This is a genomic window from Mucilaginibacter oryzae (assembly GCF_003148845.1).
Classification (GTDB): domain Bacteria; phylum Bacteroidota; class Bacteroidia; order Sphingobacteriales; family Sphingobacteriaceae; genus Mucilaginibacter; species Mucilaginibacter oryzae.
Genome location: NZ_QGHA01000008.1, coordinates 54,461 through 78,155, shown reverse-complemented (window position 1 = coordinate 78,155; position 23,695 = coordinate 54,461). Strand labels below are relative to the sequence as shown.

General features: G+C 45.3%; 19 protein-coding genes. 13 read left to right on the top strand and 6 right to left on the bottom strand.

The annotated features are described in order from the left end of the window. Window positions 1-211: 211 nt before the first annotated feature. On the top strand, window positions 212-991 hold the full coding sequence (gene rsmA, locus LX99_RS18930; protein WP_109609280.1) for a 16S rRNA (adenine(1518)-N(6)/adenine(1519)-N(6))-dimethyltransferase RsmA: 780 nt from the start codon (window positions 212-214) through the stop codon (window positions 989-991). A 475-nt stretch (window positions 992-1,466) separates the two neighbouring features. Here the strand turns inward: rsmA and LX99_RS18925 are convergent, their stop codons facing one another. Next, entirely contained in the window at window positions 1,467-2,228 is a 762-nt protein-coding gene (locus LX99_RS18925; protein ID WP_109609279.1) for a phosphosulfolactate synthase, read from the bottom strand. Between the two features lie 275 nt (window positions 2,229-2,503). Between LX99_RS18925 and LX99_RS18920 the strand changes: the two genes are divergently transcribed. The 4 genes from LX99_RS18920 to LX99_RS18905 all read left to right on the top strand — a co-directional run bounded on the left by LX99_RS18920 (window position 2,504) and on the right by LX99_RS18905 (window position 6,456). Next, window positions 2,504-2,848: a four-helix bundle copper-binding protein gene (locus LX99_RS18920; RefSeq protein ID WP_022829751.1), complete on the top strand. Its 345-nt coding sequence runs from the start codon at window positions 2,504-2,506 to the stop codon at window positions 2,846-2,848. Between the two features lie 58 nt (window positions 2,849-2,906). Further along, window positions 2,907-4,187 carry a replication-associated recombination protein A gene (locus LX99_RS18915; RefSeq protein WP_109609278.1) on the top strand — a complete coding sequence of 427 codons (1,281 nt, stop codon included), beginning with the start codon at window positions 2,907-2,909 and terminating at the stop codon, window positions 4,185-4,187. A gap of 63 nt (window positions 4,188-4,250) precedes the next feature. Beyond that, window positions 4,251-5,726 (top strand): DUF5687 family protein, encoded by a 1,476-nt coding sequence (locus LX99_RS18910; RefSeq protein WP_109609277.1) that lies wholly within the window; start codon window positions 4,251-4,253, stop codon window positions 5,724-5,726. Between the two features lies 1 nt (window position 5,727). Then, the gene (locus LX99_RS18905) at window positions 5,728-6,456 is read left to right on the top strand and encodes an ABC transporter ATP-binding protein (protein ID WP_109609276.1); all 729 of its coding nucleotides are present in this window, start codon (window positions 5,728-5,730) and stop codon (window positions 6,454-6,456) included. Between the two features lie 358 nt (window positions 6,457-6,814). Here the strand turns inward: LX99_RS18905 and recA are convergent, their stop codons facing one another. The 4 genes from recA to LX99_RS18885 all read right to left on the bottom strand — a co-directional run bounded on the left by recA (window position 6,815) and on the right by LX99_RS18885 (window position 10,084). Then, a complete protein-coding gene (recA, locus tag LX99_RS18900) occupies window positions 6,815-7,834 on the bottom strand; it encodes a recombinase RecA (protein ID WP_022829901.1) in 1,020 nt (339 codons plus the stop codon). 155 nt (window positions 7,835-7,989) lie between these two features. Next, on the bottom strand, window positions 7,990-8,748 hold the full coding sequence (gene nth / locus LX99_RS18895) for an endonuclease III (protein ID WP_109609275.1): 759 nt from the start codon (window positions 8,746-8,748) through the stop codon (window positions 7,990-7,992). 314 nt (window positions 8,749-9,062) lie between these two features. Then, window positions 9,063-9,257, bottom strand: coding sequence for a hypothetical protein (locus LX99_RS18890; protein WP_022829899.1), 195 nt, complete (start codon window positions 9,255-9,257; stop codon window positions 9,063-9,065). Between the two features lie 242 nt (window positions 9,258-9,499). Then, window positions 9,500-10,084, bottom strand: coding sequence for an RNA polymerase sigma factor (locus tag LX99_RS18885; RefSeq protein WP_022829898.1), 585 nt, complete (start codon window positions 10,082-10,084; stop codon window positions 9,500-9,502). Window positions 10,085-10,579: 495 nt separating this feature from the next. Here LX99_RS18885 and uvrA point away from each other — a divergent pair, with 495 nt between their 5' ends. From uvrA to LX99_RS18870, 3 genes are all read left to right on the top strand, one after another. Continuing rightward, complete coding sequence (uvrA, locus tag LX99_RS18880) at window positions 10,580-13,468, top strand: excinuclease ABC subunit UvrA (RefSeq protein ID WP_109609274.1); 2,889 nt, start codon at window positions 10,580-10,582, stop codon at window positions 13,466-13,468. A gap of 301 nt (window positions 13,469-13,769) precedes the next feature. Beyond that, window positions 13,770-14,363 carry a glycoside hydrolase family 19 protein gene (locus LX99_RS18875; RefSeq protein ID WP_109609273.1) on the top strand — a complete coding sequence of 198 codons (594 nt, stop codon included), beginning with the start codon at window positions 13,770-13,772 and terminating at the stop codon, window positions 14,361-14,363. 42 nt (window positions 14,364-14,405) lie between these two features. After that, window positions 14,406-15,206, top strand: coding sequence for a Fic family protein (locus LX99_RS18870; protein ID WP_245927965.1), 801 nt, complete (start codon window positions 14,406-14,408; stop codon window positions 15,204-15,206). 126 nt (window positions 15,207-15,332) lie between these two features. Here the strand turns inward: LX99_RS18870 and purD are convergent, their stop codons facing one another. Continuing rightward, window positions 15,333-16,607 (bottom strand): phosphoribosylamine--glycine ligase, encoded by a 1,275-nt coding sequence (gene purD, locus LX99_RS18865; RefSeq protein WP_109609271.1) that lies wholly within the window; start codon window positions 16,605-16,607, stop codon window positions 15,333-15,335. 78 nt (window positions 16,608-16,685) lie between these two features. On the opposite strand from purD, the gene LX99_RS18860 reads away from it, so the two are divergent. The 5 genes from LX99_RS18860 to LX99_RS18835 all read left to right on the top strand — a co-directional run bounded on the left by LX99_RS18860 (window position 16,686) and on the right by LX99_RS18835 (window position 23,689). Further along, complete coding sequence (locus tag LX99_RS18860; protein ID WP_109609270.1) at window positions 16,686-17,222, top strand: hypothetical protein; 537 nt, start codon at window positions 16,686-16,688, stop codon at window positions 17,220-17,222. 304 nt (window positions 17,223-17,526) lie between these two features. Next, entirely contained in the window at window positions 17,527-20,838 is a 3,312-nt protein-coding gene (gene secA / locus LX99_RS18850; protein WP_109609268.1) for a preprotein translocase subunit SecA, read from the top strand. A gap of 112 nt (window positions 20,839-20,950) precedes the next feature. Further along, entirely contained in the window at window positions 20,951-21,409 is a 459-nt protein-coding gene (locus LX99_RS18845; RefSeq protein ID WP_022830982.1) for an SPOR domain-containing protein, read from the top strand. After that, complete coding sequence (locus tag LX99_RS18840; RefSeq protein ID WP_022830981.1) at window positions 21,402-22,592, top strand: M20 metallopeptidase family protein; 1,191 nt, start codon at window positions 21,402-21,404, stop codon at window positions 22,590-22,592. Before LX99_RS18845 ends, LX99_RS18840 begins: the two co-directional genes overlap by 8 nt. A 164-nt stretch (window positions 22,593-22,756) precedes the next feature. Further along, the gene (locus LX99_RS18835) at window positions 22,757-23,689 is read left to right on the top strand and encodes a hypothetical protein (RefSeq protein WP_109609267.1); all 933 of its coding nucleotides are present in this window, start codon (window positions 22,757-22,759) and stop codon (window positions 23,687-23,689) included. Window positions 23,690-23,695: the final 6 nt, after the last annotated feature.

Genomic DNA, 23,695 nt, shown 5'->3' with positions numbered 1-23,695 from the left:
TGATGATTATTAATGGTTTATAAGTGTTCAACGCTCAATGCAAGCCTTTAACCTTTTACCTTTCGCCTTTAACCTGCGGCTTTATGCAAACCTTTTACCTTTAACCTTTCGCCTTTAACCTATCTTTACACCTGCAAATAAAAGATTTTAAGCTTATAGTTCCTGATAAAAGCACAAATATGATTTAATTTGCTCAAATATTTGATTAATAATGACATTGGTTAGGGCAAAAAAACATTTAGGGCAACACTTTCTTACCGATAAAAACATTGCAGCCAAGATAGTTGACAGCCTGAAACCCGAAGGCCGTTTCACCCAGGTGCTTGAGGTTGGACCGGGGATGGGCGTGCTTTCTGATTTTTTGTTGCAGAAGGAGGCGTATCAAACTTCACTGATCGATATCGATACCGAATCGTACGAGTTCCTGAAAAAGATATATCCGCAACTGGGCCAAAGATTAATCAATGCCGATTTCCTTGAGCTTGATTTTAAAAGCATTTTCAGCGATAATTTTGCCATCATCGGCAATTTTCCATACAATATTTCATCGCAGATTTTATTTAAGGTTTTGGATAACCGCCAGCAGGTGGTTGAGGTGGTAGGCATGTTTCAGAAAGAAGTTGCCGAGCGCTGTGCCGCCAAAGCAGGCTCTAAAGAGTATGGCATCCTGAGCGTATTTTTGCAGGCTTACTATAAAGTTGAATATCTTTTTACGGTAAAGGCAGGCGTATTCAATCCGCCGCCCAAGGTGCTTTCGGCGGTGATCAGGCTGAGCCGTAATGATAAGCAGACGCTGGATTGTGACGAAAAGCTGTTCTGGCAAATAGTAAAGGCCGGGTTTAACCAGCGCCGCAAAACATTACGTAATGCGATATCATCCCTTATCAATAAGGAAAAACTGGCCGATGAGCCCATGCTCGATCTGCGGGCCGAAAGGTTAACGGTTGATGATTTTGTGAAACTTACCAACGCCGTGGCGGCAAGCAGATAGTATTTTTTGTAGAAACGCATAACTACTATGTTAGTTGAACCTTTGCGTTATACTGGGTTGAATTTTCTTAAAGAGGCTATATCATAAATTGCAAGCTCTTGCACCTTCGGGCTGCGCACCTCCCTCCGTCCACTATTTATCAGATCTCCCCGGGTAAGAACGCAAGCTTTCTCTCCATATACCTATCAGATATACAGCACCATGTCTCGGATAGTTTTGAGCTTCGTTTTGTTGTGCAAACTCACCCACATGGAACGGTCTGGTCTGCTTCCTGTTCGTCTTGGCGGAGATTTACCTCCGGCTTCCTTCAGATTCGCAGTTCCTCACAACACCCTTGCCTTTGGTTAACGCTTCCCGCTATCAAGTCGCGTTCGGGACTCTCACCCTATAGCTTGCGCCTGCGCCGGGCGTACGCAAAAAGGTCTTCAGCAAAACACTGAAGACCTTGGTTAATTGTATAAGATCAGTCAAACAATTACATTTCTAAAAAATGATCAAAAGTATCACTGCGAATACCTAAGCGAAGCGTTTCTAAGGGGATGATATCCGCCGGGGCGATATTGCCTAAACTTACATTGGCGCCTATCAGTTTAATAAACCAAACCTGTTGCGCCTTTTGGGGGGCTTCCCAGATGATAGCTTCCTCCGGGATCTGGGTCAGGATCTCATCAACCAATCCCTGGCGTACCTCACCCGAGTCGCGGTAAATGCCAACATTGCCGCTTTCGCGGGCCTCGGCAATCACTTTCCATGAACCGGCCTCTAATTCCGCGCTCATCAGCTTGATCCATTTATACGGGGCGAAAATTTTCTGTACATCTTTCGAGCCCACTTCCGAAATCACGGTAACCTGTTTGGCCAGTTCGCTGATGTAGTTACATTTAATGTCGTGCTCGATGGTAATCGACCCATCAGATACCTCGGCATGCTCCAGTTTATATTTATCTAGTAAACGGCGGTAATCGTCAAACTGGTTACGGACTATAAAGGCTTCAAATAAGGTACCGCCGAAATAAACGGGGATGCCGGCCTCGCGGTAAAGCTTCAGCTTTTGATCAAGATTGGGCGTTACATATGATGTAGCCCAACCCAGTTTCACAATATCTGTATACGGACCGCCAACTTCAATAAAATCTTCAACCTGGCGCAGGCTAAGCCCTTTATCCATAACCATGGTAATGCCTTTATCACGTGGTTTAGATGTACGTTCGGGAAGATGATTGATAGTGTAGTTCATCGCGGTGTGGTGGTTATAGCCTATAACTAAAAGTTCTAATAGCGGTAAAGGTCGCAACAAATGTGCAGATGTGCAAGTTTCAAATGTTAAATGATCTTAAAGTGAATTGTAATTTTATTGTTATTCCCTGTTGAATTTTTAATGGCTTTGATGAGCCTGTAGCCGCCGTATCCGCATGCAGACACCATATCATCAATTACAGGCTTAACTAAATTTGTAAAAACATTTATTAACTACAGCAGGTAATATATTAAGTTAAAATTAAAATATTACCTATGCAAAATCAAGATCACCGCGCTTTAATTCAAAAATTATTGAATTGCGCCCTTGCCTGCGAAAATTGTGCAACAGCCTGCCTGCACGAAGAAGATGTAAAAATGATGACCGGCTGTATCAGCCTTGACCGCGATTGCGCTGATATTTGTACACAAGCCGCGCGCCTGTTGCAGCGCGACTCAGTCATCGGTCATCAATACCTGATTTTATGCGAAGAGATTTGCCACCTTTGTGCTGATGAATGCAGCAAACATGATCATGACCACTGCCGTATTTGTGCCGAAGCCTGCCGTATTTGCGCCGAGGCCTGTCATGCACATCATGAACACATTACTCAGAACTGACAACGTTATTTACTAATCTTTTTAGGATTTAGCGTTTTCTTTTCTGAATTTTACGCCTATGAATAATCTGCCGCCTTTAGCCGAACGTATGCGCCCCAAATTGCTTGATGATTACGCGGGGCAAAAGCACCTGGTTGGGCCGGGGGCGGTATTGCGTAAAGCCATCGAATCGGGCGCGTTGCCGTCGATGATATTCTGGGGGCCGCCCGGGGTAGGTAAAACCACGCTGGCTTACATTATTTCACAATCCTTGTTCCGCCCGTTCTTCGCGCTCAGCGCTATCAATTCGGGGGTGAAGGATGTGCGCGAGGTTATTGAAAAGGCGTCAATGTTAAAGGCGCAGGGCGGTACGCTGCCTGTTTTGTTTATTGACGAGATTCACCGTTTTTCAAAATCCCAGCAGGATTCGTTGCTGGGCGCCGTTGAGCGGGGTATTGTTACGCTGATTGGCGCTACAACCGAAAACCCTTCGTTCGAGGTGATCTCGGCTTTGCTGTCGCGATGCCAGGTTTATATCCTGCAGCCCCTGGCCGAGCAGGACCTGATCGATCTGCTCAACAAAGCCATGAAGGAAGATGAGGTTCTCCGGCAAAAAAACATCACAATTAAAGAACATGAAGCCCTGCTGCGCCTTTCGGGCGGCGACGCGCGCAAACTGCTCAATATTTTTGAATTGCTGGTAAACGCTTTTGATCAACTGGATGTAGTGCTCACCAATGAGGTAGTGCTGGAACATGTGCAGCAAAACATGGCCCTGTATGATAAAACCGGCGAACAGCATTATGATATCATTTCGGCCTTTATCAAATCTATGCGCGGCTCTGACCCTAACGGTGCGGTTTACTGGCTGGCGCGGATGATCGTGGGCGGCGAAGACCCTTTGTTCATTGCCCGGCGCATGCTCATCCTTGCTTCAGAAGATATCGGCAACGCCAACCCCAACGCCTTGCTGCTGGCGCAGAGTTGTTTTGAGGCTGTGAATAAGATCGGCATGCCCGAATCGCAGCTCATCCTGTCGCAAACGGCCATTTACCTGGCCACATCGCCCAAAAGTAATTCGGCTACTACGGCTATCGGCGCGGCTATAGCGCTGGTTAGGCAAACCGGCGATTTGCCCGTACCCCTGCACCTGCGTAACGCCCCAACCAAATTCATGAAAAATATAGGCTATGGTAAGGATTACAAATATGCCCATAGCTACGAGGGTAATTTTGCCGATCTCGATTTTTTACCGGATGCCCTCCGCGGAACAAAAATTTACGAACCTGGTAACAACGCGCGCGAAAACGAATCAAAAGAAAAGTTAAGAAAACTTTGGGGCGACAGGTATAAATACTAACTTACAACCGTACTCCGGGGCATAATAAATTAGCTATGCCGCAAACCTTAACCGTTTATAGCTATGTTTTCTACATTTCTAAGTCATGAGTTAAAAGCATTTTGGCGGTCAAAAAATACCGGAAAAAGTATTGCCATCCGTGTGGTAATGGGCTTGATGATCCTTTACCTATTTGTTTGTATTCTTCTTGCCGGGCTGTTTTTAAACAAGGGGCTGGAAGACGCTTTTCCAAATGATGACGTGGTTGTGTCCTTTTGTGGCATTATCCTTATTTACTTTTTGTTTGATTTGCTGATGCGCCTGCAATTGCAGGAATTGCCCACCCTGCGCGTACAGCCCTATCTGCATCTGCCTGTAAAACGGAACACGGTAGTATCATACCTGGCTTTTACGGCCATGTTATCCGTTTTTAACCTGTGGCCAATCCTGCTTTTTTTACCCTTTATTTTAAAAGTGATCCTGCCCGATTCGGGCCTGATAACCACCCTTGCCTTTATAGTAGCCATTGCGGGGTTAATGCTTTTCAATAATTATTTTTCGCTGTTCATTAAGCGCAAGGCAAACCTTAACGGCTGGGTTTTCCTCGGTTTCGCGGCTGTACTTATCCTGATCATTCTCGGCGATTTCCGGTTTCACCTGTATTCGGTACGCCATATCTCCTACCTGTATTTCGGTCACCTGATTACCAGCCCTGCCCTCGTATTGCTGCCGGTGATCCTTGCGGCGGCAATGTATTACATCAATTTCGCGTATCTTAAACAAAACCTTTACCTCGAAGAGCTAAGCTCGCGCAAGGCATCGGCCTATAAAAGCAGTACCGATTTTCCGTTCCTGAGCCGTTTCGGCCGCGTTGGCGACTTGGTAGCTAATGAGTTAAAGCTGATTTTCCGCAACAAACGGCCGCGATCAGCCCTGGTGATGGGGCTGTTTTTTATGTTTTACGGGTTGATATTTTATACCAACCCGCTTTACGGACAGTCATGGTATATTTTTGTGGGGATGTTTATGACCGGGATTTTCATCATCAGTTACGGGCAATTTATGTTTAGCTGGCAGGCCGCCCATTTTGATGGCTTACTGGTAACCAAAATTAACTTTGCCGACTTTTTAAAAGCCAAATACCTGCTGTTTACCATGATCTCTACCGTGGCTTTTATCCTTACCACGCCCTACGCTTACTTTGGCTGGAAGATAGTGTTGGTACATTTTGTAATGTACTTATGGAATATTGGCATTAATACCACCATTGTACTTTTTTTTGCCAACCGCAACGCCAAACGCATCGACCTGTCAAAAGGGGCTTCATTTAACTGGGAGGGCGTGGGTGCTACACAAATGCTGCTTTCTTTTCCGCTTATTATAACCCCCTATGTTATTTACCTGCCTTTTTCGCTGTTTAAACATGCCGATATAGGTTTGGCTGTTCTGGCCGCTACCGGCATCGTGTTTATTTTAACCCGTAACTTTTGGATCAGGCAGCTGGAAGCAGATTTTATACAAAAACGATATACCATTGCCGAAGGCTTCAGAAACAAATAATATGATCGAAGTAAGAAATTTAAAAAAGGTTTATAACGGTATTACCGTGGTAAACGTGCCGGCGTTGCAAATAAACAAAGGCGAAAGCGTTGGCCTGGTGGGCAACAACGGTGCAGGCAAAACAACATTGTTCAGGATGATCCTGGATTTGATCAGGGCCGAAAGCGGCGAGGTGTTATCTAACGGTGAGGTTGTTGCCGGGCATGAACACTGGAAGGATTATACGGCGGCTTACCTGGATGAAGGTTTTTTAATAGATTACCTTACCCCCGAAGAGTATTTTTACTTTATAGGAGGCTTGCACGGCCACAACAAGGCACATGTTGACGAAGTGCTGGCTGGCCTTACCGATTTTTTTAACGGGGAAATCCTGCAAAAAGGCAAATACATCCGCGACCTGTCCAAGGGTAACCAGTGTAAGGTTGGCGTGGCCGCCTGCCTGCTGCAAAACCCGCAGTTACTGATGCTGGATGAACCTTTTGCCAATATCGACCCAAGCACCCAGTTCAGGCTTAAAAAACTGCTGAAAGACCTCGCCAAAAAAGGTGTGACAACCATTGTATCCAGCCACGACCTTAACCACATTACCGATGTATGCGACCGTATTTTGCTGATGGAAAAAGGCGTGATCATTAAAGATATAGCCACAGGCTCGTCGACATTGGATGAGTTGGAAGCGTATTTTGGTGTGCAAGCCCCCCCGCCCCCTGAAGGCAGGGTGATAGATTAACTTATGCAAACTAAAGAGTTTCCAACCTGGCGTTGCTTTCTTGTTACTTAACTCAGAGACTTAAGTAATTTTACACAGCGTATTTTTGTATTCGCGCCCTGTAAAAACATCTATCAGTATATATAACTGTAAACGTTACGAAATATGGGAATTACTGGTTATGGAATTTGTAGTTACGGCTCATTGGGTTTAGGGTATTTGTTTGGGGTATTTAAGCTGGAAGCTTAAATGATAGTTCCCCACGGGTTACGCTACGCTAAACCCGTGGCAGATTGCTTTATAGACCAAGAGCTTTCCGAAGGAAAGCTCTTGGTCTATTTTACTTTAAATCACTTTATTTTTTGGTTGGCCTGGCTTACTACGCCTCTTCCATGCTCTCGCCGGTTACCGTCTCGCGGATCCTGTTTTCCAGTTCCTCCTGCAATTCGGGGTTATCAAGGATGAGTTGTTTAACCGCGTCACGCCCCTGACCTAAGCGGGTTTCGCCGTAGCTAAACCATGAACCTGCTTTTTTGATGATGTTGTATTCAACGCCGAGGTCAATGATCTCGCCTGCTTTTGAAATACCTTCACCAAACATGATATCAAACTCGGCCACGCGGAATGGCGGAGCTACTTTGTTTTTAACTATCTTAACTTTAACGCGGTTACCTGAAACCTCGTCGGTATCTTTAATTTGCGAAATCCGGCGTACATCCAAACGTACCGAAGCGTAAAATTTCAACGCGTTACCACCGGTAGTAGTTTCCGGGTTACCGAACATCACACCAATTTTATCGCGCAGCTGGTTGATGAAAATACAGCAGCACCCGGTTTTAGCGATTGTACCGGTTAACTTACGCAAAGCCTGCGACATTAAACGGGCATGAAGACCCATTTTCGAATCGCCCATTTCGCCCTCGATCTCCGCTTTAGGAACCAACGCGGCAACCGAGTCGATAACCAGGATATCGATAGCGCCCGAGCGGATCAGGTTGTCGGCAATTTCCAATGCCTGCTCACCGTTATCGGGTTGAGAGATCAATAAATTTTCTACATCAACACCTAATTTCTTGGCATAAAAACGATCAAAAGCATGCTCGGCATCTATAAAAGCTGCAATACCGCCTTTTTTCTGCGCTTCGGCAATAGCGTGGATAGCGAGGGTGGTTTTACCCGATGATTCCGGACCATAAATCTCGATGATCCTGCCTTTTGGCAAGCCGTTAACACCTAAAGCAATATCCAAACCTAACGAACCGGTCGAGATCACCTCGGTTTGCTCAATGATAGAATCGCCCAGTTTCATGATGGTACCTTTACCATATGATTTTTCAAGCTTATCTAAGGTAAGCTGCAACGCCTTTAATTTATCCGAATTTTTATTGTCTGTAGCCATCGTTATACTTTGTTCAACAAATATAAATACATTTTTTATAAATACTAATTTTTTTAGTAATTATTTTAAGTGAGTGGAGAGCAGTTGATTAAGTGAATGGTTAGTTAAGCCTTTTATAATGTAACAACTACTCACCTAATCAACCACTCACTCAATCAACTATTATTAACACTCCGCTTCTTCAGTTCTTTACTTATAGCGTTAAGCTCTTTCCTCTTTTTAGCTTCCTTAGCCTTTTTTTCTTTCGCGGCTTCTGCCCTTTTCAAGGCTGCCTCGGTATTGTTACGCTCGTAATAACGGCAAAACCAGGTAAGCGGACAAACATCGCATTTGGGGCTGCGCGCCAGGCAAATATACCGGCCATGTAATATCAGCCAGTGATGCGCAACGGCTATATATTCTTTAGGGATATTTTGCACCAGTTGCTTTTCTACTGCCAGCGGCGTACGGGCATTATTGGTTAAGCCAATCCGGTTGGCCACCCTGAAAACGTGGGTATCAACCGCCATTGCAGGCTCCTCAAATATTACTGATGCTATTACATTAGCTGTTTTGCGTCCAACCCCAGGTAGCTTTTGCAGGTTCTCGATTCCTGATGGTACCTCGCCATTAAAAACATCGATCAGCATTTTGCCCATGCCTACCAGATGCTTCGCTTTATTGTTAGGATAACTTACCGAGCGGATATAATTAAAAACTTCGTCGGATGTTGCAGCCGCCAGATCCTGAGCCGTAGGGAAACGCTCAAACAGCGCCGGGGTAACCTGGTTAATGCGCTTATCGGTACACTGTGCCGAAAGGATCACGGCCACCAGCAACTGGAACGGGTTGTTATAATGCAGTTCGGTAACAGGGTTAGGCTGGTTTTGCGAAAAGTATTCAACAAAGTTACGATAGCGTTCGGCTTTAAGCATTTTTTAGTTCATGGTTGATATTTCATGGATCATGGTTAAGGCGGCGGCGCTTAAGCTACCATAATCCGGCTCAAAAGTATGGAATTTAGTTCATGGTTGATAGTTCATGGATCATAGTAGCAGTAGCTCCGTTCAAGCCCTTAACTATTCCACTCAAATAAAAAAACATAAACTATGAATCATCCACCATAAACCACCATAAAACCATGAACTATGATCCATGAACCGCCTAAAAATAGAAAGGTTCATAAATCAATATCGTTAACCGAGGTTAACCATGATGATCTATGAACCAGTGGGGGCCGCAATAAATACTAACGAAGGCTTTTGGAGTAGTCCAGTATCTGGTGGATGGTCTGCAGTTTTGGTTTTTTAACCAGCAGATCTAAATCGGCACGGATGGAATTATAAAAAATAACATCGTCGGCATCCAGGTTTTCTTGTGTGCTACTGTTCATCTCGCCTTGGTTAGCTAATGCATTTAACGTTTTTGTAAAGGTTTCATCCATAAGCTTATTTTACTATAAATTTTATATGATTTATAACGGTGGCTTAAAGATAATATTTTGCTAAATGAAAATTAAATGAATTTTTTTGTTTTTTTGATCAGAATGGCGAGAAAAAATCAGAGACTGGAGGATAGAGATTAGTTGATAATCAGAAAGATTGATCAACACAAGAGGTTAGGATGCCCATGCTTAATTTAACCTAAACATAAAAACCCTAACCTCTAATCTCCAGTCTCTAATCACTAATTCTTCAAACTCAGCTCCTTGCTCTGCATCATTTTGCGGAGGTTATTCAAGGCGTAGCGCATCCGGCCGAGCGCGGTATTGATGCTTACATCCGTAATATCGGCTATCTCTTTAAAGCTCATATCGCCAAAATGACGCATAATGAGTACCTCTTTCTGTTCGGATGGCAGCAGCTGGATCAGGGCCTTCAAATCTTTGTGGGTTTGCTCCCTGACCATTTTATCTTCGGTACTTTCGTCGTAATTACCAAGCACTTCAAAAATGTCAAAGTCGTCGCCGTTGCTGATCATCGGCGCACGTTTTTCACGACGGAAGTGATCGATCACCAGGTTATGCGCAATACGGGTTACCCATGGTAAAAACTTACCTTCCTCGTTATACTTTCCGGCTTTAAGGGTGTTGATCACCTTGATAAAAGCATCCTGAAAAATATCTTCGGCAAGGTATTCATCTTTTACCAGCAGGTAAATGGAGGTATATATTTTTGATTGGTAACGTCTTATCAGTTCCACCAGGCCTGCTTCATCGCCTGCCACATACAGATGGATTAGATCCTGATCACTTTTCAATTGAAAATCCATAGAAAGTACTACTTAAACTTAATTCTTAGTTAAAACCTTTTAAAGTAAAGTGTATTCTATAGCTTGCTCGTTAGGGGTTACAGATTTGTTTCTTCAAATAAAATAAATAATTGAATAAAAAACAAATAAAATTTTTTTTTTGGAGTTATAGATTACTATTAATCGGTTTAATTGCCTACAAAACCAACAATAATTTTGCAAGCCTACTTTAGACTGACTTTTAATACCGAAGGTTTAATCATTAACCAAAATAAATTTTTCAAAAATTAGTTGTTAAAAAAGTATAAAGCACCCAAAAAGTCAACCAACTGTAAACACATGAAAATGACCTGTTAAATTGGTATAAACAATTAAAACCAATTTGGATACTGCTAAATTTTTTAGGATTTTTGCATTCCGAAAAGTTCATGGTTCATAGTTGATGGTTCATGGTAAAATATTTGCTGTGGCACCGTATAACCCAGGCTATGATCTATGAACTATCAACCATGAACAATGAGCACAGAAGCAGAAAAAGATCCGCAGAAACATATAATTATAAAAGGAGCAAGGGTGCATAACCTTAAAAACCTTGATGTGGCCATCCCTAAAAATAAACTGGTAGTGGTTACAGGCATGTCGGGCTCGGGCAAATCATCGCTCGCGTTCGATACCTTGTATGCCGAGGGTCAGCGCCGTTATGTGGAAAGCTTGTCATCATACGCCCGCCAGTTTTTGGGCCGTATGAACAAACCCGATGTGGATTATATTAAAGGCATAGCCCCGGCTATAGCCATCGAACAAAAAGTAATCACCTCCAACCCGCGCTCAACCGTGGGTACCTCTACGGAGATTTACGATTACCTGAAACTGCTTTTTTCCCGCATCGGCAAAACCATTTCACCCATATCTGGCAATGTGGTTAAAAAGGATTCGGTAACCGATGTGGTGAACTTTGTACTTTCCTTACCTGATGAAACCCAGGTAACCATACTGGCCCCGCTGCACCCGCATAACAACCGCAGCCTTAAAGAAGAACTGGCGGTATTGATGCAAAAAGGTTTTGTAAGGGTTGAGTACAATGGTAAGCTTTCGCGCATTGAAGCGTTGCTGGAAGACGAAACCGTTGAAAACGTGCCTATGATGGCAGCCGAACCGGTAGTTGAACTAAAAAAGCCTAAATCAAAAAAAGCTGCCACCGAAGCCTCAGAAACCATCCAACCGGTTACCGTGCGCATTGTGGTTGACCGCGTTAATAAAAGCAACGAGGATGAAACCATAAGCCGCTTAGGCGACTCGGTACAGACCGCGTTTTTTGAAGGAAAAGGCGATTGCTTCGTCCGTTTCCAGGAACCGGATGGCGAAACCGAGCACGAGCGCTTTTTTTGTGACCGCTTTGAGCTTGACGGCTTGAAATTTGAAGAACCTACGCCAAACTTTTTCAGCTTTAACAACCCTTATGGTGCCTGCAAAAAATGCGAAGGCTATGGTAAGGTAATCGGTATTGATGAAGACCTGGTGATTCCAGATAAAAGCAAATCTGTTTACGAGGGCGCCATCGCCCCCTGGCGCGGCGAAAAAATGCGCGAATGGAATGATGCACTGGTACGCCACGCATTGAAATTTGATTTCCCGATACACCGCCAGTACAACCAGCTTACCGAAAAGGAACAGCGCCTGTTGTGGACGGGCAATAAGTTTTTCCGCGGCCTTGATGAATTTTTCAAGGAGATGGAAGAGCAAACCTATAAAATTCAGTACCGTGTTTTACTGTCGCGGTACAGGGGCAAAACTACCTGCCCGGAATGTAAGGGCAGCCGCCTGCGAATGGATGCATCGTACGTAAAAATCAACGCCAAATCAATTACCGATGTGGTGCTGATGCCGCTTGATAAAGCTTATGAGTTTTTCAGTACGCTTGAGCTGAGCGAGAACGATGCAAAAATCGGCAAACGTTTATTAATGGAAATCACCAACCGTTTAGGCTTTTTAAACGATGTTGGCTTGAGTTATTTAACGCTTAACCGTTTATCAAACACCCTATCGGGCGGTGAATCGCAGCGTATTAACCTGGCTACTTCATTAGGCAGCAGTTTGGTTGGTTCGGTTTACGTGCTGGATGAACCGAGTATCGGTCTGCACCCCCGTGACACCGAGCGCCTGGTAAGCGTTTTGAAATCCCTCCGTGATGTGGGCAATACCGTTTTGGTAGTTGAACACGAAGAGGAGATCATGAAAGCGGCCGACCATATTATCGATATCGGCCCGGAAGCCGGTACACACGGTGGTGAGTTAATTTTCAGCGGCACTTATGATCAGATCATTAAAGATGATAAAAGCCTTACCGGCAAATACCTGAGCGGAAGGGAAGAGATCGCCATCCCGAAAAACCGCCGCAAATGGCATGATTTTATCGAGATAAAAGGCGCGCGAGAAAATAACCTGAAACATGTTGAGGCCAAATTTCCATTAGGTGTACTTACGGTAGTTACCGGTGTATCAGGCTCGGGCAAAACAAGCCTGGTGAAACGCATCCTCGCACCGGCCGTTCAAAAAGCTTTAGGTAACTACTCGGGCGAGCAAACCGGTTTATACGACGCTATTGACGGTGATTTTGGCAAGATAGAGCAGGTTGAACTGGTTGACCAAAACCCCATAGGCCGTTCATCCCGCTCAAACCCGGTTACTTATGTTAAAGCCTGGGACGAGATCCGTAACCTGTACGCCTCGCAACCTGCGGCAAAAGCGGCGGGACTAAAACCATCGGCTTTTTCTTTTAACGTAGAGGGAGGCCGTTGTGATGTTTGCCAGGGCGAGGGTGAAGTGAAGATAGAGATGCAGTTTATGGCCGATATTTTCCTTACCTGCGAAACCTGCGGCGGACACCGTTTTAAACAACACGTGCTCGATATCCAATACAAAGAAAAAAACGTATCGGATATCCTGAACATGACCATCGACGAAGGCGTTGAGTTTTTTGCCAAAGAGCCTAAGGTAATTGCCAAAATAAAGCCTTTGGTTGATGTTGGCCTGGGCTATGTGCAATTGGGCCAGTCGTCAAACACCTTATCAGGCGGTGAAGCACAGCGCATCAAGCTGGCATCGTTCCTGGTTAAGGGCAATAATACCAACAAAACACTTTTCATTTTTGATGAACCTACCACGGGTTTGCATTTCGCCGATATAAAAAAACTGCTCAAATCGTTTGACGCGTTGATTGATCACGGCAACACCATCATCGTTATCGAGCACAACATGGATGTAATTAAATGCGCCGACTGGGTGATCGACATCGGCCCCGAGGGCGGCGACCGTGGCGGTAAAGTTGTGTTTGAAGGCGTTCCTGAAGATTTGATCAAGCAGAAAAACAGCTATACCGGCAAGTTTTTGAAAGACCGGTTTTAATTTTTCATCTATTCGGGGATTATATTTTTTCACTTGCGCTCGTTTGTAACGAGCGCTTAACGTGGGTTTGCGTTTGCAACGCAATTAACCAACAGCGCTAAGCAAACCTCTTTTGATTCATGACAGTTCGCGTTATAAACGCAAACCCATATTAAGCACTCGTCACAGATGAGCGCGAGGTTCGAGATTGATATTCAGACAATGATGTTTATATTTATCTAAACCTTACTACCCCTCTTTAATTCAAACTCCAATCGCGGAGACATTTATTTTTATTCACTAACACCTAAATTTTATTACCATGCCAGGTACAAAACACCTTTATGACACCATTCGTTCGGCATTATTTGGCGGACATTTAACCCAAAACCATGTTGATGGCATTGAAGCCATTATTAGTGCCGCCAAAAGCGGCGGGGTGACAGACAACCGGCAAATTGCCTATATGCTGGCCACCGTTTACCACGAATGCGGCAGAACTATGCAGCCGGTACGCGAGAACGGTCGCGGGGCAGGGCACCCTTACGGTCAGAAACTTAAAATGGGCGGCGGTCCCGGGCACCGGGTGCCTTATACCACGCCCGATCAGATTTATTACGGTCGCGGTTATGTACAGTTAACGTGGTACGAGAATTACGAAAGTATGGGCAAACTGCTGCATATTGATTTGCTGAACAACCCCGACCTTGCCCTGAAGGATGATATTGCCGCCCAGATCATGGTAAAAGGCATGACCAAAGGCATATTCACGGGTGTTAACCTTGATAGATATTTTAATGTCGAACGTACCGATTGGGTAAACGCACGTAAAATTATCAACGGGCTGGATATGGCGGAAAAAATAGCGGGCAACGCAAAGCTATTTTATAAAGGCCTAACAAGGTCTGGGGCCTGAATTTAGCATATAAAAACTTATAGCTATTTTCGTGGTACTTAAATGATGGAAATAGTTGATCTGATAAAAAAATACAATGATCTCGGCATCGCCGATGTGATCGATCATGAAAAATTTAACCTGATCTCTATCGACCATCATTCAACCCGGATAGAGGGTTCAACCCTAACCGAAGTAGAGGCCCAGGTGCTGATAACAGAAGGTCGCACTCCCAATGGTAAACCTTTAACCGAAAGCCTGATGGTTACAGACCATCACGCGGCGCTACTGTTTACGATTGAAAACGCAAAAGCAAAAAAAGCTTTATCTGTAAACCTGCTACAGCAGATCAATTCGTTGGTTATGCAAAATACCGGTAAGGTTTATAACACGATACTTGGCACCGTTGATTCGCGAACCGGCGCTTTCAGGAAAGGAAACGTTACAGCCGGGATATCCTACTTCCCTAATTTTGATAAGGTTGAGCGGCTAACTACAGAATTAATAAAAAAGCTTGGAGACACGATGAAGTCGCCTTTATCGGTTGATGAACAATTAAACCTGTCGTTTGACGCGCATTTTACTTTGGTAAGCATACATCCATATTACGATGGCAACGGTCGCACTTCACGCCTGTTGATGAATTTTATACAGGCTTGGTATAACCTGCCACTGGCAATAGTGCGCAGTGAAAATAAAGTAGCTTATATTCAGGCGTTAATAGATACGCGCGAACAGGAAAATATCGAAATATTCCACGGGTTCATGCGAGATGAATACCGCGATTTGCTTCAAAAAGAGATTGAAAAATTTGAAGAAATGCAAAAGCCCTCAAAAGGCAGCGGGTTTACTTTTCTGTTCTGACCTTTATCTACTCTTCCTTTTCCGATCATCATCGTACGCAGGCTATCTGCATTCAAAATATCTGCGTGGATGAATAATTTTACTACCGCGGGTTTAGCGGTAGCATAACCCGCGGTAGTAGGGCAACTACAGCAAATCAAACCCGATATCTTTCCTAAAGTACATGCCGTCATAGTATATCCGGCTGGCATCGGCTGTAGCCTGCTGCAGGGCGTTGAACATGGTATCCTGCAAAGTAGTAATAGCCAAAACGCGGCCGCCTGTTGTGATCACGTTTTCGCCATCCATAGCCGTACCGGCATGGAACACAATCGAGTCGCGCACATTCTCAGTACCGGTTATTACCTTGTTTTTCAGGTATTCGCCGGGGTAGCCGCCTGCTACCATTACTACGGTGGCAGCGGTTTTAGGGCTTATGATTAACTCTTTGGTATCTAAATTCCCTTCGGCAACACCCGCAAGCAGATCAACAAAATCCGAATCGATGCGGCGCATTACGCTTTCGGTTTCCGGGTCGCCCATGCGGCAGTTATATTCAATTACCCATGGCTCGCCGTTGCTGTTCATCAGGCCGATAAAAATGAAGCCTTTATACGGAATGCCATCTTTTTTCAAACCCTCAACCGTAGGGATAATAATGCGCTCTTCTACCTTCTGCATAAAAGCGGTATCGGCAAATGACACCGGCGAGACCGAACCCATACCGCCGGTATTTAAACCGGTGTCGCCTTCGCCTATACGTTTGTAATCTTTGGCTTCAGGTAATATTTTATAGCTGTTACCATCGGTCATTACAAATACCGATAGTTCAATGCCTGTTAAAAATTGCTCTACAACCACGCGCGAACTTGCTTCGCCAAACTTGGCATCGGCCAGCATGGCTATAAGTTCAGTCTGCGCTTCCTCTAAAGTAAGGCAAATCAGTACGCCTTTACCGGCGGCCAGGCCATCGGCCTTTAATACTACCGGCAAACCGGCGGTAGCCAGATAGCTCAAACCATCCTGCAGGGTATCTTTGGTAAAAGTTTTATAGGCGGCAGTTGGGATGCTATGTTTCTCCATAAACTGCTTTGAAAAATCCTTGCTGCCTTCCAGCTGGGCGCCTTCCTGCTGCGGACCAACAACCGGGATGTTTTTCAATTGCTCATCGGCCAGGAAAAAATCGTGAACACCTTTTACCAGCGGCTCTTCAGGCCCAACAAGCACCAGGCTAATGTTTTCCTGAAGTACAAGCGCTTTTATACCTTCAAAGTCGGTAACCTTGATGTTTACATTTGTACCATATTGCGTAGTACCGGCATTACCGGGCGCAATAAAAAGTTTCTCGCATTTGGGGCTCTGGGCTACTTTCCAGGCGAAGGCACTTTCCCTTCCACCCGAACCAAGGATCAGGATATTCATGCGGCAAAGATAGTTTTTTTAACATGCCTTTAATACTACAGGTAAGGCTACTTCTGTTATTAATAGTAAATTTACCCCATGGCCCGTAAACCCGCAAAATTTGAAAAGCTCCCGGTATATCAAAAAGCGCAGGAACTATTTGACCTTGCCGATGTAATTGCTGAAGCCTTAAAAGACGACAGCATGAAGGAGCACCTCGCAATCCAGATCTGCAGCAATGCCGCCATCATCCAGGCAAAAATTGCCGGCGCTGAAGGGGGTAACCTGTATTCCTTACGTATGCAAAACGCCGTGCTCATCAAACTGGCTGTACAGGATATGTTCAACGCCGTATCCTTTGCATCCATGGTAAAAATAAATGAAGAGGATTACGTGCAGCTGATGCGCGAAAAGATAGAAGAGTTCCGGCTGGTGTTTGTAGACTGGATTCGCGGGTTCGATAAAACTTACGATATCCCCGATAACTGGGCCATCCGCTTTGATACCAGCACACCCGAGCAGGAAAAAATGGAAGAACTGATGTTTGATGAAGACCGTTTTTTCGGTGAGTTTAACGAAGATGACCTGAACGACTTTGATAGTGATGAGTGGGAAGAAGACGATGATGAAAAATGATTTCGGATTTCGGATATTCGATTTCGGATTTTGTCAGAACCGGGATTTGGGTGGATTTGCAGGATTTATTAGATTTTTTTGGAAAATTAGCCGATCAAAATCCTATCCATCCCATAAATCCACCCAAATCCCGGTTCAGACAACCTTTAACCAACACCTCAATGTCAATCTTTCGCTGCTAACAATGCTTTAAACCCTTAAACCTTTCAGCTTTCGGCACAAAATCTTACATTTGCCTGTCAATTTGGCTCTAACGGATGCTATGGCGCAATTGTTGAACCGGGTTGAATCATAATAAAATAATATGTTAAATTTTATCAGTAAGCTTTTCGGAAGCAAATCAGAACGGGATGTAAAAAGTATACAGCCTATAGTTGAGAAAATTAAGGCTGAATATGCCAAGCTTGGCTCCCTGAGTAATGATGAGCTTAGGGCTAAGACCATATATTTTAAAGATACTATTGCTCAGGGCCTTTCGGGCATCGACAGCGAGATCCAGGCGATTAAAGATCGTACAGAAAACGAGCTTGACATGGACGTGGCCGAAAAAGTTGAGTTATACACCCAGCTTGATAAGCTTGAAAAAGACCGTAATAAAGAGCTTGAAGATATATTAATGAACATATTGCCCGAGGCTTTCGCCGTGGTTAAAGAAACCGCGAGCCGCCTTGCTGCCAATCCTTCATTAGAGGTTACCGCTACCGATTTTGATCGCCAGTTAGCGGCCCGCAAACCAAACGTAACCATCAAAGGCGATAAAGCCATCCACAGCAGCACCTGGATCGCGGCCGGCAACGAGGTTACCTGGAACATGGTTCATTACGATGTACAGCTGATTGGCGGTACTGTATTGCACCAGGGTAAAATTGCGGAGATGGCCACAGGTGAGGGTAAAACGCTGGTAGCCACACTGCCTGCATACCTTAACGCGTTGGCCGGACAAGGTGTACACATTGTAACCGTGAATGATTACCTGGCCCGCCGCGATAGCGAGTGGATGGGGCCGCTGTATGAGTTTCATGGCCTTTCGGTTGATTGTATAGATAAGCACGAGCCCAACTCTGAGGCCCGCCGCGCCGCTTACATGGCCGATATTACTTTTGGTACCAACAACGAATTTGGCTTTGATTACCTGCGTGACAATATGACACGCAGCCCCGAAGAACTGGTGCAACGTAAACTGCACTTTGCCATGGTGGATGAGGTTGACTCGGTTTTGGTTGACGATGCCCGTACACCTTTAATTATATCAGGCCCTATACCACGTGGTGATGAGCACGAGTTTTATGAACTGAAACCACGCATTGAGCGTTTGGTTAACGCGCAGAAAAATTACATTAACGGCGTATTGAACGAAGCCAAAAAAGCTATTAACGCCGGTGATACTGATGTTGAAGGCGGTGGTTTAGCCCTGTTACGCGCTTACCGCGGTTTACCAAAAAACAAGGCCCTGATCAAATTTTTGAGCGAAGGCGGTAACCGTACTATACTGCAAAAAGTGGAGAACCACTACATGCAGGATCAAAGCAAAGAAATGCCGAAGGTAGATGCTGAGCTTTTCTTTGTGATTGACGAAAAAAACAACTCGGTTGAGCTTTCTGAAAAAGGTATCGAACTGATCACCGCTTCGGGCGAAGACCCTCACTTTTTTGTGATGCCTGATGTTGGTACCGAAGTTGCCGAGATTGAAAAATCGAACCTGAGCGCCGAAGAGAAAATTGCCCGCAAGGATGAATTGATGCGCGATTTCTCGATCAAATCTGAGCGGATCCACTCGGTTAACCAGTTACTGAAAGCTTATACCCTGTTTGAAAAAGATACCGAATACATTTTGGATGAAGGCAAGGTTAAGATAGTTGACGAGCAAACCGGCCGTGTATTGGATGGCCGCCGTTACTCGGATGGTTTACATCAGGCCATCGAGGCTAAAGAGAATGTAAAAGTGGAGGACGCTACCCAGACCTTTGCCACCATCACCCTGCAAAACTACTTCAGGATGTACCACAAGCTTTGCGGTATGACCGGTACCGCGGTTACCGAAGCGGGCGAATTCTGGGAGATTTACAAACTGGATGTGGTTGAAATTCCAACCAATACACCAATTACCCGCGACGACCGCCAGGATTTGGTTTACCGCACCGTGCGTGAAAAATACAACGCCGTTGCTGAAGAGATTGTGAAACTGACACAGGCTGGTCGCCCGGTGCTGGTGGGTACTACCTCGGTAGAAATTTCTGAATTATTGAGCCGTATGCTTAAGCTGCGCGGCATTAAACATAACGTACTGAACGCCAAACTGCACCAGAAAGAGGCCGACATTGTGGCCGAAGCCGGTAAGGCAGGCACGGTTACCATCGCTACCAACATGGCCGGCCGTGGTACGGATATTAAATTGGGCCCCGGTGTTAAGGAAGCCGGAGGTTTGGCCATTGTAGGTACCGAGCGCCACGAATCGCGCCGCGTTGACAGGCAGTTGCGCGGTCGTTCTGGCCGCCAGGGTGACCCGGGTTCTTCGCAGTTCTTCGTATCGTTGGAGGATAACCTGATGCGTTTATTCGGATCGGAAAGGATCTCGAACCTGATGGTGCGTATGGGTATTGAAGAGGGCGAGGTGATCCAGCACTCCATGATCTCCAAATCAATAGAGCGCGCACAGAAAAAAGTGGAAGAAAACAACTTCGGCATCCGTAAGCGTTTGCTGGAGTACGACGACGTGATGAACTCACAGCGTACCGTAATTTACACCAAACGTAAAAACGCCTTGTTTGGCGACCGCTTAGATGTTGACCTGAGCAATACCATTTTTGATGTTGTTGAAGATATCGTAACCGAATATAAAGAGAGCAACAACTTTGAAGGTTTCCAGCTGGAAATTATCCGCCTTTTCTCGGTAGATGTTGATTTCGGTGCTGATGTATTCGCCTCTAAATCTGCCGCTACCTTAACCGACGAGGTTTTTCATGGCGTGATGGAGTTTTACAAACGCAAACAGGAAGCCATTGCACAGCAGGCTTACCCGGTTATTAAAGATGTTTACGACACCCGCGGCGAATACATTGAAAACATTGTGGTTCCGTTTAGCGATGGCATCCACGGCATCCAGGTAGCTGTTCCGTTGAAAAAAGCGGTTGAGAACCACGGGCACGAGGTATTTAAATCGTTCGAGAAAAACGTAACCCTGTACCTGATTGATGATGCCTGGAAAGAGCACCTGCGCGAAATGGACGAGTTGAAACAATCGGTACAGAATGCCGTTTATGAGCAAAAGGATCCGTTATTGGTTTACAAATTTGAAGCTTTTGAATTGTTCCGAGGCATGTTGGCCAATGTGAACAAGGAGATTGTTAGCTTCCTGTTCCGCGGTGGCATCCCGGTTCAGCAGCAGCCTGAAGAGGTAAGGGAAGCAAGGCCCGAACCTAAAATGGACCTGCGCAAAATGAAAACCACCAAGGCCGAGGTTGTAGCCGAAAACAACGGCGTACCAGTGGATGATTTTCCGCAGGAGGCACAAAAAGTAACCCCGGTAAGGGTTGAAAATAAAATTGGCAGGAACGATCCATGCCCATGCGGTAGCGGCAAAAAATACAAAAACTGCCACGGCGTAGGGCAGAATTAAGAAGTAGACAGCCCCACCCAAACCCTCCCAGGTAGGGAGGGCTTAAAAAAAATAGTTCAATAATAATTAAAACAAAAAGTCTCCCCTTCCGGGGGAGATTTAGAGGGGGGCTATGAAAGCAGTATTTGATCAATCAACCAAACAAACGATAATCAAATACTGCTTTTTCGTTTTATTACTATTCGCATCAACCCATGGCCTGGCCCAAACGCGCGGCAAGGTGGTAGTGGTGAAAGATCCGCTGGTTGATTCGCTGATAGCCAAACGATTTTCACTAAGCGGTGTAAACGGCACAGACGCCACGGGGGTAAGCTACGGTTACAGGGTACAGTTTTTTAGCGGCTCCAACCGCAGCGCCGCGTTTAATGCCCAGGCCAAACTGCAGGCCCAATACCCGGAGCTGCGTACCTACATCACTTATCGCGAACCTAATTTTAAAGTAAAAGCGGGCGATTTCCGTACCCGGCTCGAGGCCGAAAAACTGGCGCACGAGTTACGGTCGTCCTTTTCAAGTATATTTATTCTTTCCGAAAAAATTAATCTTCCTAAAGCGGACACCAATAATGATTAAAGAGCAAATACAGGAACTGTCAGCCAGAATATTTGATGATGTAGTGGCCACCCGTCGCCACCTGCACGCCAATCCCGAATTATCGTTTCACGAAATCCAGACTTCGGCCTACGTTGCCCGTAAACTGGAAGAATTGGGTTTAGAATACCATAAAATGGCCGATACCGGCTTGGTAGCTCTCATACAGGGCGAAAAGCCCTCGGATGCATCAAATGTTGTTGCTTTACGTGCCGATATGGACGCGTTGCCGATACTGGAGGCCAACGAGGTACCTTACAAATCGCAAAATCCGGGCGTAATGCATGCCTGCGGTCATGACGCGCACACTTCATCATTATTGGGCACAGCCCGCATTTTAACCGAACTAAAAAGCCGGTTTGCAGGTACGGTAAAGCTTATTTTCCAGCCTGCCGAAGAAAAACTGCCCGGTGGCGCCAGCCTGATGATTAAAGAGGGCGTTTTGGAAAACCCGAAACCGGCCGCGGTGATCGGTCAGCATGTGATGCCTTTGATTGATGCCGGTAAGGTAGGTTTCCGCGCAGGCAAATACATGGCCTCTACTGATGAGTTGTATGTTACCGTTAAAGGTAAAGGCGGCCACGGCGCGCAGCCTCAGCAAAATATCGACCCGGTAATTATTACCGCCCATATATTAACCGCCCTGCAACAGGTGGTTAGCCGCTTTGCCGATCCTAAAAGCCCATCGGTGCTTTCATTCGGTAAAGTGATTGCCAACGGAGCAACCAACGTGATCCCGAACGAGGTTTACCTGGAGGGTACCTTCCGCACCATGGATGAAAAATGGCGCGAAGAAGCCCACAAACGCATGAAAAAAATGGCCGAAGGCATTGCCGAAAGCATGGGCGGAAGCTGCGAATTCAACATTATGCGCGGTTACCCATTCCTCATCAACGAAGAAAAACTCACCAACGCCACCCGCGGCCACGCCGAAGATTATTTAGGTAAAGAGAACGTACTCGACCTGGATATCTGGATGGCTGCCGAAGATTTCGCTTACTACTCGCAGGCGGCCGATAGCTGCTTTTACCGTTTAGGTACCCGTAACGAAGCACGAGGTATTACCTCATCAGTACATACGCCTACTTTTGATGTGGAAGAGGACGCATTTAAGGTAAGTACCGGATTGATGGCTTATTTGGCTGTGAAGCAATTAGGAAACTAATACTCTTGAGGCGAAAGGCAAAAGGTTAAAGGCGAAAGGTTTAGCTGCTTTGCTATTTCGCCTTTAACACTTCACCATAATATGAAGGCAAAAATTCAGTTACCTTTCACCTATAAATAGGGGCAAAAAATGCAGTTACCTTTTACCTTTCGCCTAATTTCACCATGAAAAAACTCTTCCTGTTGCTTATCCTCGCCACTACAGGCTTCACCGCCAGGGCCCAGCAAATTAACCGCTTTAACCCGGATACCATCCGTACGATAGTGATCGATTCGCTGGTGGATATCCGCTCCCATAAACTTAATGCGCAGGATTTTATCGATGCTGTTTTAGCCGATACCGGTTTTTACAAGGCTTTTCAAAACATGAAAAAATTTGGCTTTACTGCGGAGAACCGGATTTTTACCTATGATAATAAAAACCGCGTAAACGGCCGAATCTACAGGAAGATAGAACACAGCAACGCCGCCGGAAAACATAGAATGGAGTACATAGCCAAAAAGGACAGCGGCGATGTGTACAAAAAAAATGGCAAGTACCAGTTGTACACCGTGGAGATGTTCGATTTTATTTTCATGAATGCCTACAACTCCGATTTTACAAAAGGCGATGCGCTGCCTGGCTCCGGGGGTAAAAATGAATCGTACAAAAGCAAGCTCAAAGCGCTCATCTTTACGCCGGGGCGTAAAATAAGCGGCATCCCCTTCATCAGCAGCAAAACCGAAATATTTGGCAGCGATATGCGCCAGTATTATTACTATGAATTTGCGCGCGGCAAATACCTCGATACCATCCCGGTTTACCGCTTTAAGGTGCGATGTAAACCCAGCACATCAGATAGTGATACCATGATCAAAGAAATGACCACCATTTTTGATGAGCGAACCTTCCAGATCCTCGGCCGCTATATTGATATGAAATTCAGCAATATGTTCTTTGATTTTAATGTGCAGATGAACATCGAACTGAACAATTTTAATGGCGAACCATTACCAACCAAAATTACTTACCAGGGCAACTGGAATATCCCTTTCCATAAAGAAGAGCGGGCAAGCTTTTTGATTGTGCATAAGGATTATAGCCCCCTAACCCCCTAAAGGGGG

Bases quoted from the DNA above. Each gene is read 5' to 3' on its own strand.
- LX99_RS18835 (WP_109609267.1), top strand. From the start codon at position 22,757: ATGAAAAAACTCTTCCTGTTGCTTATCCTCGCCACTACAGGCTTCACC.
- LX99_RS18870 (WP_245927965.1), top strand. From the start codon at position 14,406: ATGATGGAAATAGTTGATCTGATAAAAAAATACAATGATCTCGGCATC.
- LX99_RS18915 (WP_109609278.1), top strand. From the start codon at position 2,907: ATGAATAATCTGCCGCCTTTAGCCGAACGTATGCGCCCCAAATTGCTT.
- LX99_RS18890 (WP_022829899.1), bottom strand. From the start codon at position 9,257: ATGGATGAAACCTTTACAAAAACGTTAAATGCATTAGCTAACCAAGGC.
- LX99_RS18860 (WP_109609270.1), top strand. From the start codon at position 16,686: ATGGCCCGTAAACCCGCAAAATTTGAAAAGCTCCCGGTATATCAAAAA.
- nth (WP_109609275.1), bottom strand. From the start codon at position 8,748: ATGCTTAAAGCCGAACGCTATCGTAACTTTGTTGAATACTTTTCGCAA.
- LX99_RS18920 (WP_022829751.1), top strand. From the start codon at position 2,504: ATGCAAAATCAAGATCACCGCGCTTTAATTCAAAAATTATTGAATTGC.
- LX99_RS18875 (WP_109609273.1), top strand. From the start codon at position 13,770: ATGCCAGGTACAAAACACCTTTATGACACCATTCGTTCGGCATTATTT.
- LX99_RS18840 (WP_022830981.1), top strand. From the start codon at position 21,402: ATGATTAAAGAGCAAATACAGGAACTGTCAGCCAGAATATTTGATGAT.
- LX99_RS18845 (WP_022830982.1), top strand. From the start codon at position 20,951: ATGAAAGCAGTATTTGATCAATCAACCAAACAAACGATAATCAAATAC.
- purD (WP_109609271.1), bottom strand. From the start codon at position 16,607: ATGAATATCCTGATCCTTGGTTCGGGTGGAAGGGAAAGTGCCTTCGCC.
- secA (WP_109609268.1), top strand. From the start codon at position 17,527: ATGTTAAATTTTATCAGTAAGCTTTTCGGAAGCAAATCAGAACGGGAT.
- LX99_RS18885 (WP_022829898.1), bottom strand. From the start codon at position 10,084: ATGGATTTTCAATTGAAAAGTGATCAGGATCTAATCCATCTGTATGTG.
- rsmA (WP_109609280.1), top strand. From the start codon at position 212: ATGACATTGGTTAGGGCAAAAAAACATTTAGGGCAACACTTTCTTACC.
- LX99_RS18905 (WP_109609276.1), top strand. From the start codon at position 5,728: ATGATCGAAGTAAGAAATTTAAAAAAGGTTTATAACGGTATTACCGTG.
- LX99_RS18910 (WP_109609277.1), top strand. From the start codon at position 4,251: ATGTTTTCTACATTTCTAAGTCATGAGTTAAAAGCATTTTGGCGGTCA.
- LX99_RS18925 (WP_109609279.1), bottom strand. From the start codon at position 2,228: ATGAACTACACTATCAATCATCTTCCCGAACGTACATCTAAACCACGT.
- recA (WP_022829901.1), bottom strand. From the start codon at position 7,834: ATGGCTACAGACAATAAAAATTCGGATAAATTAAAGGCGTTGCAGCTT.
- uvrA (WP_109609274.1), top strand. From the start codon at position 10,580: ATGAGCACAGAAGCAGAAAAAGATCCGCAGAAACATATAATTATAAAA.